Here is a 10,926-nt window from a genome sequence, read left to right on the forward strand (position 1 = left end):
CGGGCGCCTGCCGCGCTGGGGCCGTACGACCTGCAGGTGTCGGGCATCTCGAAGCGGACCGTCGAGCAGCTCGTCGACACCCTGCGCGACCTCCGCGGGTCGCTCTTCGTCGACGCCTACGCCCGCTGAGCAGGCGCGGACCCGCAGCGGTCGACCGTCCCGGCCAGCCCGGTGGCCGATCGACCCCGCCACCCGGCGACCCCGTCAGCCCCGCAACGCCAGCGCTTCGCTCCGCCACCGTGCCAGGAGCTCCCACGGGTCCCCGACGCCCGCTCCGACCGCGCCGACGTGTGCGAGCAGCTCCGGGGTCGTCCGGAACCACTCGGTGCCCGGGTACCGCGTCGCCGCGAACTGCGCGTGCCGGCGTCGTTCGACCGTCCGGTCGCCCCGCTCGAACGCGAGGAGGTCCTGGTGCGCGATCGCCGCGAGTCGCTGGCGCGGGTTCGCGGTCGTCCCGATCTTGATGCGGTCACCGCTCGCGTCCCGCATCCGCAGGTAGTAGACGACGTCGACGCGCGGGGGAGCGAGGTCACCGTCCGGGACCTCGCCCCATCGCCACTCGCAGACGGCGCACACGGAGCCGCCCGGGTACCGGACGCCGACCCGCGACCCGCACAGCGGGCAGGGACCGGGCAGGACGTCCTCGACCCCACCCGGCTCGAGGTCGAGCACGGACTCGTGGTGCACGCCGCACAGGGGCACCGGCACGGAGGCATCCGTCGCGGGGGAGGCGCACCCGGGGGCGCAGCAGGTCGTCACGTGCGGAGTCTCACACGGACCACCGTCACGCCCGGGACGGCACCGCCGTCGCGCGCGCCGTCCCACCCGGCCGGGTCACCCGGAACCACCGGATCAGCTCGCGCAGCGCGGGCACGACGGGCCCGGCCTCGTGGTCGTCCGGCAGGAAGTCGATGTCGTCGAAGGTCGTCCGGTACCCCGGGAGGTCGGCGTGCTGCAGGGTGTCCTCCGTGGCGTACCCCATCGTCCACCCCGGGAACTGCCGCTCCGGCACCTGCTCCTCGAGGAGCACCGTCACGTCGTCGTGGCGGGGGTCCTCGGTGATGTACGTCATCTTGTCGCGCACCGCCGCCTCCGGCCCTTCGAGGAGCTGCAGGAACCGGTGGTCCTTGAAGAGCAACAGACCGGTGATGCCCGCCGACTCGTTCGCCGTCCGGGCGTGCTCGAGGAGCTGGTCGAGGTCGTCGAGGCCGAAGCCGACGACCGCACGGCTGGCGTACACGAGCGAGAGCAGCGGCCCGTCCGTGGTCGAGGGGACCGGATCGTTCGACATGCCCCCATCCAACCCGGGACGTGTCGGCGGACCCTCATTGCCGTCCGTTCTCCGCACCGTCGGGACGGCGCGCCCCGCCGCTTCCCCGCTCGTCGTCGCCGCTCACTCCTCGAAGATCACCCCCACCGGCTCCCGCTTCTCCTCCTGGAACCGGTCCTCCGCACGCCCCAGCGCCCAGTACGCCGACAGCGACAGCTCCGACTTCTCGAGTCCCCAGCCGTCCTGCAGCAGCCGTCGGATCGCCTTCACCGCGCTCCGCTCGCCGTGCGCGAAGACCTGCACCGGCCGGGAGGCACGCTCCAGACCGCGCGCCGCCGCCAGCAGCAGCGTGCCCGGCTCGGCGCCGGTGGCGTCGCGGTGCAGCCACCGCAGGTCGACACCGGTCGGGTGCGCGACGGGCTGCTCGTCGGCGGGACCGCCCACCTCGACCAAGGCGACGCCCGTGGCGGAGTCGGGCAGCGCCTCCAGGGCGGACCCGATGGCGGGCAGGGCGCTGTCGTCGCCGAGCAGCACGTGGGTGACCGCGGGGTCCGTGGACGGCGCGTAGCCGCCGCCGGGGCCGGACAGCGCGAGCCGGTCGCCGGGGCGGGCGCCCGCCGCCCACGGTCCCGCGAGACCCTCGTCGCCGTGCACGACGAAGTCGATCGCGATCGTCCGGGTCGCGGTGTCGACCTTCCGGACTGTGTACGTGCGACGTGCCGGGAGGTCCGCCTTCGGGAGCGTGGCACGGAGTGCGTCGAGGTCGTACGGCGGTTCCAGGCCGAGCCCCGGCTTCGCGAGCAGGAGCTTGACGTAGCGGTCCGTGGCGGCGAGCCGCTCGGGGTCGGCGCCGCCCACGAAGTCGTCGAAGGCCGGTCCACCGAGGTGGACCCGGACCATGTGCGGGGTCAGCCGCTCCGTGTGGTCGACGACGAAGACGTGCTGCGGGCGGTTCGGCTTGGGACTCATCGGGGACGAGTCTCCTCTCGTTCGGGTCGAGGTCTCGGTTCCTCGGTGTGGCGCTTGACTGTCCAGGAGGTGAGGTTAGCCTTACCTCATGGACACGACCGTGACGCCGTTCTCGGAGCTGTTGCGTCGCCGCACCCGGCGGTCGCCCGGTTCCTCGACGGGTGACGGGCTCCTCCGCGACCTCGCGGCGGGGACCTGTGACGTCGCGGACCACGCCGACCTCCTCGGACAGTACGCGTTCGTGTACGAGGCGCTCGAGCGCGCCGCCGAGCGGATGGCGGACCACCCGGTGGTCGCGCCCTTCGTCACGCAGCACCGCAGCCGGATGCCGGCGATCCGTGCCGACCTGGAGTACCTCGTCGGGCCGGACTGGTCCGAACTCGTGTGCCCGCTGCCCGCGACCACGGCGTACGTCCGACGGCTGAACGAGGTCGCCGCGACCTGGCCCGGCGGCTTCGTGGCGCACCACTACACGCGGTACCTCGGCGACCTGTCCGGCGGCCGGGCGATCGGTACCGTGCTGAGCGACCGGTTCGGCTTCGAGACGAACGGCGTGCTCTTCTGGATCTGCGAGCAGGTGGCCGACCCGGCCGCGTTCGAGGACACCTACCGCGAGCAGCTCGACCGGGCTCCGTGGGACGCCGACGAGCAGGAGCGGGTCATCGCGGAGGTGGAGCTCGCACACGCGCTGGACCGTCGGCTGCTCGCGGAGCTCGAAGCCCTCCGGGTGCCGTCGGCCCCCGCCGTCCACCACTGACCCGCCGGGGTCGCGGCACACACCGGACGCAGGGGTGCTCCCGTCGCGTGCCGTGGGCCCGGTGCTGCTCCGTCCGGACGGTTGTCGTCACCCGTGCCGACGGGCCAGTACGCTGCTGGGATACCGGGGCGGGACCCCGGCCGACCCGGAAAGGACGACATGACGGCGATCGACGGCCAGACGCGTCACGGACGCGCCAGGGACGACGTCAGCGGAGCGGTCGACAGCGACCTCCGCGCCGACGTCCGCTACCTCGGCAACCTGCTCGGGCGGGTGCTGCGCGAGGTCGGCGGCGACGACCTGCTGCACGACGTGGAGACCCTGCGGGCCGCGGTGATCGACGCCTACGAGGGCGCGGGCACCGAGGGCGCCGCGCGCGCCGAGCAGCTCGTCGCGGGCATGACCGCCGAGCGCGCCGAGGCGGTCGCCCAGGCGTTCACGACGTACTTCCACCTGACGAACCTGGCGGAGGAGCACCACCGCGTCCGCGTCCTCCGGCAGCGCGGCGACGACGGCGGGCTCCCCGGCGACTCGTTCCCGGCGACGTACGCGTCGCTCGTGGAGCAGGTCGGTGCCGACGAGGCGGCCGCCCGACTCGAGGGGCTCCGGTTCCACCCGGTCCTCACGGCGCACCCGACGGAGGCCCGACGCCGTGCGGTCACGACGGGGGTCCGTCGCATCACGGACCTCATCGACGAGCGCGACCGCACCCGCAACGCCACCGCGCGCGCCGAGAACGAGCGGCGGCTGCTCGAGGAGATCACGACGCTCCTGCGCACCTCGCCGCTCCGCACCACGCGCCCGACCCCGCTCGACGAGGTCCGCACCGCGATGAGCGTGTTCGACCAGACGTTGTTCGAGATCGTGCCGCAGGTGTACCGCCTGCTCGACGACCGGCTGCAGGGCGACGACGCGGGCCGCGCTCCGGTCGTCGCGCCCGCGTTCGTCCGCTTCGGCACCTGGATCGGCGGCGACCGCGACGGCAACCCGCACGTCACCGCCGAGGTCACCCGGCAGGCAGCGGAGACCGCGTCCGAGCACATCCTGCTCGGACTCTCCCGTGCCGCGACCCGCATCGGCAGCGCCCTCACCCTCGACGCCAGCGAGACGCCGGCCGACGCCGGACTGACGGCGCTCGTCGCCGAGCAGGAGCGGCTCGACCCGGCGGTCGCGGAGCGCATCGGTGTGCGCGCGCCGAACGAGACGCACCGGCGCGCCCTCCTCTTCGTGGCGGCGCGGATCCGCGCGACCCGTCGCCGCGACGAGCGGATCGCCTACGCCGGTCCCGAGGAGCTCCTCGCCGACCTCCGGACGATCCAGACGTCGCTCATCGCGGCCGGCGCGGTCCGTCCGGCGCACGGCGAGCTGCAGAACCTCCTCTGGCAGGTCGAGACCTTCGGGTTCCACCTCGCCGAGCTCGAGGTCCGCCAGCACTCGCAGGTGCACCGCAACGCCCTCGCCGAGATCCGCGCCGGCGGGGAGCTGAGCCCGATGACCGAGGAGGTCCTCGCGGTCTTCCGGACCATCGCCGAGCTCCAGGGGCGCTTCGGCGTCCGGGCTGCCCGTCGGTACATCGTGTCCTTCACGCAGTCCGCGGCGGACCTGGCGAACGTGCACGAGCTCGCGGTCGCCGCGCTCGGTTCGGCCGAGGCCGCGCCGGTGCTCGACGTCATCCCGCTGTTCGAGACCTTCGCGGACCTGCACGCCAGCGTCGACATCCTCGACGAGGCCGTGCGCACCGAGCCGTTCCAGCGACGCCTCGCCGCGACCGGCCGGAAGCTCGAGGTCATGCTCGGCTACTCGGACTCGTCGAAGGACGTCGGCCCGGTGTCGGCGAACCTCGCGCTGTACGACGCCCAGGCCCGGATCGCCGACTGGGCCGCCGCGAACGACGTCGAGCTCACGCTGTTCCACGGCCGCGGCGGTTCGCTCGGCCGCGGCGGTGGCCCGGCCAACGAGGCCGTCCTCGCGCAGCCGCCGGGCTCGATCGACGGTCGGCTGAAGCTCACGGAGCAGGGCGAGGTCATCTTCGCCCAGTACGGCGACCAGGACATCGCCGCCCGACACCTCGAGCAGATGGCCTCGGCCACGCTCTTCGCCTCCTCGCCGTCGAACGAGCGGCGCACCGCAGCCGCGGCGACCGAGTTCGCCGACCTCGCCCAGCGCCTCGACGACGTCTCGCGGCAGGCGTTCTACGAGCTCGTGAAGGCGGACGGGTTCGCCCCGTGGTTCGCCCGCGTCACCCCGATGGAGGAGCTCGGCCTGCTGCCGCTCGGGTCGCGTCCGGCCCGCCGTGGGCTGAGCGTCGAGTCCCTCGAGGACCTCCGCGCGATCCCGTGGGTGTTCTCGTGGACGCAGGCGCGCATCAACCTGGCCGGCTGGTACGGCCTCGGGTCCGCGCTCGAGGCGGTCGGCGACGTCGACGCCCTCCGCCGCGCGTACGCGGAGTGGCCGCTGTTCGGCGCGATGATCAAGAACGTCGAGATGTCGCTGGCGAAGACCGACGAGTACATCGCCGAGCGCTACCTCGAGCTGGCCGACCGTGACGACCTCGCCGCGAAGGTGCTCGACGAGATGCGCCGCACCCGGGCGTGGGTCCTGCGCGTGTCCGGTGGTGCCGACGTCCTCGAGGACCGCCCGGTGCTCGCCCGCGCCGTGCGGCTCCGCAGCCCGTACGTCGACGCGCTCTCGCACCTGCAGCTCCGTGCCCTCCGGTCGATCCGGACGAGCGGCAGCACCGACCCCACGGACGGCGACCACCGTCTGCTCCTGCTGACCGTGAACGGGATCGCCGCCGGTCTGCAGAACACCGGCTGATCGGGCCCCGCCCGGCACACGGAACGCGCGCGTCGCGACGGCACACCCGTCGGACGACGCGCGTTCCGTCGTCCCGGGGTCGCGTGGCGACCGCCTGGAGGCGCGGTGCCGGTCCGCCGGGCGCGCGCCGGGCCTCCAGACGGTCGCGTCGTCCGCGGGTCCCTGCCGGTGCGGAACGACACCGCCGCTGTCGCACGACGACGGCCGCGTCGTTCCCAGCGCGCGCCACAGCGGCCGCTGCCCCTTGTCGAATCGATTCGACGCGGCGTACCGTGGGCGCCGTGACGACGGAGCGCACCCGGAACCGGACCAGGACCACCCCGCGGAGCGGCCTGCCCCCGATCGTGCCGCTCGCGCTCATCGTCGGCGTCTCGCCGTTCGCGACGGACATGTACATCCCGGCGCTGCCCGCGATCGCGCGTGACCTCGCGACCACCCCGAGCGCGGTGCAGCTGTCACTCACGGCCTTCCTCGTGGCGTTCGCGGTCGGGCAGCTCCTGGCCGGGCCGGTGAGCGACGGGGTCGGGCGGCGACCGATGCTCCTGCTGGGGACGGCCGTGTTCGCGGTCGCCTCGGTCGGCTGTGCCCTCGCGCCGGACGTCGTGACGCTCGTCGTCGCCCGGGTCTTCCAGGGGCTCGCCGGCGCCGCCGGGGCCGTGGCCGGGCGCGCGATGGTGTCCGACGTCACCGACGGACCGCGGACGGCGAAGGTGTTCGGCACCCTCGCGGCGATCAACGCGATCGGGCCGGTCGTCGCGCCGCTGGCCGGGGGAGCCGTGCTCACCGTCGCGAGCTGGCGGGTGATGTTCGTCGTGCTCGCAGTGCTCGGTGCGGTCTTCTTCGTGCTCGTCGTGACCGGGTTCCACGAGACCCTGCCCGCCGAGCGCCGCGGTGGGGTCGGCCTCGCGGCGAACTGGGCGCGGATCCGGGAGTTGACTGCGATCGGCCGGTTCCGTGCGTACGTGCTCACCGGCGTGCTGTCGACGATCGGTTTCTTCGCCTACATCGCGACGAGCTCGTTCGTGTTCCAGACGCAGTACGGCTTCTCGGAGGGGCTGTACACGCTCGTCTTCGCCACCAACGCCTCGATGATGATCGTCACGACGCTGGTGTTCCGCCGTGTCGTCGGCCGGTTCTCCGAGGACACGTTGCTCGCGTTCGGCCTCGCCGTCGGGACGCTCGGCGCGCTCGGGGTGCTCACGTCCGCGGTCCTCGGACTCGGGCCCGTCCCGGTGTGGTGCTCGCTGGCGGTCGTCACCGCGGCGTGGGGCTTCGTCCTGCCCGCGGCCATGACCCGGACGCAGCACGTCGGGGCGGCGCACCCCGGTACCGCGGCCGCGCTCCAGGGCGGGCTGACGTTCGGACTGGGCGGGCTCGGCACGCCCCTCGCCGGTGCTCTCGGCGGGACCGCGCTCGCGATGGGTTCGGTCATGGCGACCCTCATGGCGGCGGCCGTCGTCGTGCAACTCGTCGCCACGCGCCGCGCCGGTGTGGGCGCGCGAGCCTGACGGGCCGGTAGGTTCGACCCGGTAGGTTGCGAGCACGAACCGAAGGGGAGCGCACCGGATGGACATCGTCGTACACGAGGCATCAGCAGACACGGCCGTCCTGGAGTGCAGTGGTCGGCTCAACATGGTCTCCGCACCCGTCTTCCGCGAGCGGGTCGCCGAGGTCGTCGGCGGCGGACGATCGCACCTCGCGATCGAGCTGTCGGGCGTCGACTTCATGGACTCCTCGGGCCTCGGCGCCCTGGTGGGGTCGCTGAAGACGGCACGGCAGGCCGGGGGAGACCTCCGCATCGCGGCGCCCTCGGACCAGGTGCAGATGGTCCTCAAGCTGAGCAACATCGACAAGATCCTGCGGACGTACCCGGACGGGGACGCCGCGGTGTCCGACTGGCTGTGACCACCGCGACCGGCGCGCACCGCGTCGAGTTGGACTGTCCGCCGGACGACGTCACGGCGGTGCACGAGTTCCTCGCACGGGTGTGGCAGGCCGAGCCCTCCGTCTCCGCCGAGGACCGGATGGCGCTCGAACTGGCGCTCGTCGAGCTGGCCTCGAACGTGATCGAGCACGCCGGGCGTGCCCGAGGCGTCGCGTGCCAGGTCGACCTCGCCTGCTCCGCCGAGGGGTACGCCGCCGTGGTGACCGACGACGGGGCCCCGGCATCGGTGGATCCGGGTGCCGCGGCGCTGCCCGACGACCTGGCGGAGAGCGGCCGCGGGCTCGCGCTCGTCCAGATGGTGGTCGACGACCTGCGCTACGACCGGGTCGGTGACCGGAACCGCTGGTCGCTGCACCGGGCGCGGCACGACTGAGCGCGTGGGTGCCCGACAGGCTCGAGTGGCCGCAGCCGCATCGTCGGCGGCGGACGCTCTCCCGGCGAGCATCGCTCGGCTGGTCCGGCGGCCGCACTCGCCGAGCCGTTTCCCGCAAAGCCACGACGGCCGATTGCGTGATCGCCGTGTCTCCGTGCGACGCTTCGCCTGATGAGCACCGCCAGTGACGCAGGGCCCGATCTCGATCCGAGATCGGCTTTCGACGTCGCGGGTTCGCACCCGGACGAAGCGGTGCGGCTGTACGAAGAGGCCTACGACGGCGCGGGGTTCTCCGCGACACGGACCGACCGGACGTTCGGCTTCCGGTTCAAGGTCGTCGGCGACGACACGATGACGTTCCGTTCGACCCGCTTCGACGGCCGGATGTCCGGCGAGGTCGAGGTGCGCGACGAGTACGTGGTGATGTGGACCGCCGAGGGCGGCGGGCTCGTCGACGTCGGTCGCGACGAGGTCGCCTTCGGGCCCCGCACGCCCATGATGTTCCCCACCGGGCGGCCCTTCGTGTTCGACCTGGCCGACCTCCGGCAGAGCCTGGTGCAGATCGACCGCGAGTACCTCGAGCGGGTCGCGGCCGAGGTGCACGGGACCCAGCCCGGGGCCCTGGTCTTCGACCACGCGCACGCCCCTGACACGGAGGACCTCCGCGCCTGGAACGCCCACGTGCAGCGCGCCGCCCGCATCGTCCTCGGGCCGGCGCCGTTGACGCCGCTGGCACTCGCCGAGACCACCCGGCAGACCGCCCAGGTCCTGCTCCGGACCTTCCCGCACACGGTCCTCGCCCCCGACGTGCCGCTCCCGCAGGGGGCCACCGGTCGCGTCCGGTCCGCCATCGAGTTCATGCACGCGTTCGCGCACACCCCGATCACGACGACCGACGTCGCCGAGCACGTCGGACTGAGCGTCCGCGGGTTGCAGCAGGCGTTCCAGCGCCAGGTCGGCACCGCACCGAACGCGATGCTCCGCGGCATCCGGCTCGACCGCATCCACGAGGAGCTCCGACGAGCACGTCCCGGCGACACCACCGTCGCCGCCGTGGCCGTGCGGTGGGGGTTCGCGCACCTCGGTCGGTTCTCCGCCGCGTACGCGCGACGCTTCGACGAGTACCCGCGCGACACGCTGCAGAACTGACCCGCTGCCCCCGCGCGTCACACAGTCGGACGGGATCGAGGCTCCGGGTACGCTGCCCTCGTGCAGCGACCGCGACCGTGGGTGATCGTGCCCGGCATCTGGAACTCCGACCCCGAGCACTGGCAGTCCCGCTGGCAAGCCGCACGCGAGGCCGAGGACGGCCGGGTCGTCCGGATCCTCCCGGCATCGTGGGGCGAACCGGAGCCCGACGACTGGCAGGCGGCGATCACACGGGCGGTCGAAGCGACCGACGAGCCGCCGGTCCTCGTCGCGCACAGTCTCGGCGTGCTCGCGGCAGCGCGATGGCTGGCCAGCCCGGAGGCGTCGACGCACCCGGTGGCCGGCGCGCTGCTCGTCGCGCCGCCGGACCCCGACGGCCCCGGGTTCCCGGACGCTGCGCGGGGGTTCACGGCACCCGCCGGCGTGTCCCACGTCGAGGACGTCCGCCTCGTGGTGAGCGACGACGACCCGTACTGCTCGGCCGACCGCGCGATCGAGTTCGCCACGGTGCTCGGCGCGACGGTGCACCGGATCGGCGCCGTGCAGCACGTCAACGTGGCCGCCGGCGTCGGCTGGTGGCACGAGGGGCGGGCGCTGCTGGACGCGATCGACGGCTCGGCCCGGTCCGCCGGCGCGGAGGACGTCCGGTCGGCCTGACGTCGGCGCACGCAGCCGTCCTTGCGTGCTGCCGTTCTTGCGCGCTGCCGGGTCGGCGTGTTGGTGGCACGACGTGCCGCTCGCTCTGCGGCGCCCGACCCGTTGCGCGACCAACTCGGGGCGCGCACGGCACGTCCTGCGACCGACTCGGGGCGCGCACGGCACGTCCTGCGACCGACTCCGGCCGTACGGACGCGAGCCGCCCGACGACCCGGCGCCACGGCAACGCCGACGCGTGGCCGGGCAAGCGCACCCGACCTGCGACACGCCGCTCACGTCCGGCGCGATATGGCAGCGGATCTCGCGACACTCCGCGGATCTCCCCGCGGTGTGACGTCCCGATATTTACTGTTCGGGCATGGAGACGCAGTCCGGCGCACGCACCCCCCTCGTGGACCCCTTCGGCCGCGAGCTCGAGGAGTGGCTCCGTGACGCCCCGGCGACGCGTGCCCCGTACCTCGCGGACCTCGTGGTCCCGCCGGTCACCGGGCCCGTCCAGCGACCGGACGCCGCGACCGACACCACCCCGACGACCGATCCGGCTCACGGCACCGACCGAGCCGTCGCTGCGCACGAGACCGTGCCCGACGCCGAGCACGAGACCGCGCACGAGACTGCACTCGACGCCGCGCACGAGACCGCGCCCGCAATCCAGGCCGACTCCGCCTTCCGCCGCCCCCGCGACCGCGCGCGTCACGCCGCCTGCACCCCGTCGTTCCCCGAGCCGCCGACGCGCCTCGCGCTCCGGATCGAGGACCTCGCCGTCGAGGTCGACGCCGCCACCGGCCGACCCGCCATCGAACGGATCGTGCTGCTCGAGGACGAGGTCCGCCGTCGTGACGAGGACCTCGCACGCCTCGCTGCGTGGGAGGCCACGGTCGCCGGGCTCGACGACCCCGAGGTCCGCGCCGCCCGGGAGTTCGCCCGCTCGGTGTTCGCCGACCTGCTCGCCGACGCCGCCGCCGAGGCCGACCGTCGCGCGCGTTCCG

The 10,926-nt window shown here is 73.8% G+C and carries 11 protein-coding genes; 8 read left to right on the forward strand and 3 right to left on the reverse strand.

Going from position 1 to position 10,926, the window contains the following annotated elements:
- Positions 1 to 204 precede the first annotated feature (204 nt).
- The 3 genes from I59_RS15445 to I59_RS15455 form a co-directional block, all read right to left on the reverse strand.
- Complete coding sequence (locus tag I59_RS15445) at positions 205 to 708, reverse strand: GIY-YIG nuclease family protein (RefSeq protein WP_042726815.1); 504 nt, start codon at positions 706 to 708, stop codon at positions 205 to 207.
- A 76-nt stretch (positions 709 to 784) separates the two neighbouring features.
- A complete protein-coding gene (locus tag I59_RS15450; protein WP_022904642.1) occupies positions 785 to 1,291 on the reverse strand; it encodes a BLUF domain-containing protein in 507 nt (168 codons plus the stop codon).
- A 102-nt stretch (positions 1,292 to 1,393) separates the two neighbouring features.
- Positions 1,394 to 2,239: a siderophore-interacting protein gene (locus I59_RS15455; RefSeq protein WP_022904643.1), complete on the reverse strand. Its 846-nt coding sequence runs from the start codon at positions 2,237 to 2,239 to the stop codon at positions 1,394 to 1,396.
- 88 nt (positions 2,240 to 2,327) lie between these two features.
- Between I59_RS15455 and I59_RS15460 the strand changes: the two genes are divergently transcribed.
- From I59_RS15460 to I59_RS15495, 8 genes are all read left to right on the forward strand, one after another.
- Positions 2,328 to 2,996: a heme oxygenase (biliverdin-producing) gene (locus I59_RS15460; protein ID WP_022904644.1), complete on the forward strand. Its 669-nt coding sequence runs from the start codon at positions 2,328 to 2,330 to the stop codon at positions 2,994 to 2,996.
- A 159-nt stretch (positions 2,997 to 3,155) separates the two neighbouring features.
- The gene (locus tag I59_RS15465; RefSeq protein WP_022904645.1) at positions 3,156 to 5,813 is read left to right on the forward strand and encodes a phosphoenolpyruvate carboxylase; all 2,658 of its coding nucleotides are present in this window, start codon (positions 3,156 to 3,158) and stop codon (positions 5,811 to 5,813) included.
- Between the two features lie 281 nt (positions 5,814 to 6,094).
- Positions 6,095 to 7,321, forward strand: a complete 1,227-nt coding sequence (locus tag I59_RS15470) for a multidrug effflux MFS transporter (protein WP_042726816.1) — start codon at positions 6,095 to 6,097, stop codon at positions 7,319 to 7,321.
- Positions 7,322 to 7,379: 58 nt separating this feature from the next.
- Positions 7,380 to 7,718: an STAS domain-containing protein gene (locus I59_RS15475; RefSeq protein ID WP_022904647.1), complete on the forward strand. Its 339-nt coding sequence runs from the start codon at positions 7,380 to 7,382 to the stop codon at positions 7,716 to 7,718.
- On the forward strand, positions 7,715 to 8,131 hold the full coding sequence (locus I59_RS15480; protein WP_022904648.1) for an ATP-binding protein: 417 nt from the start codon (positions 7,715 to 7,717) through the stop codon (positions 8,129 to 8,131). The genes I59_RS15475 and I59_RS15480 overlap by 4 nt, the downstream gene beginning before the upstream one ends.
- 171 nt (positions 8,132 to 8,302) lie before the next feature.
- Positions 8,303 to 9,280 (forward strand): AraC family transcriptional regulator, encoded by a 978-nt coding sequence (locus I59_RS15485; protein WP_022904649.1) that lies wholly within the window; start codon positions 8,303 to 8,305, stop codon positions 9,278 to 9,280.
- Between the two features lie 60 nt (positions 9,281 to 9,340).
- Positions 9,341 to 9,937 carry an alpha/beta hydrolase gene (locus I59_RS15490; RefSeq protein ID WP_022904650.1) on the forward strand — a complete coding sequence of 199 codons (597 nt, stop codon included), beginning with the start codon at positions 9,341 to 9,343 and terminating at the stop codon, positions 9,935 to 9,937.
- 358 nt (positions 9,938 to 10,295) lie between these two features.
- Positions 10,296 to 10,926 (forward strand): hypothetical protein (locus I59_RS15495; RefSeq protein ID WP_031274046.1); only part of this gene is annotated, 631 nt, incomplete at its 3' end.

This window comes from Curtobacterium sp. B8, assembly GCF_000333315.1.
Classification (GTDB): Bacteria; Actinomycetota; Actinomycetes; order Actinomycetales; family Microbacteriaceae; genus Curtobacterium; species Curtobacterium luteum.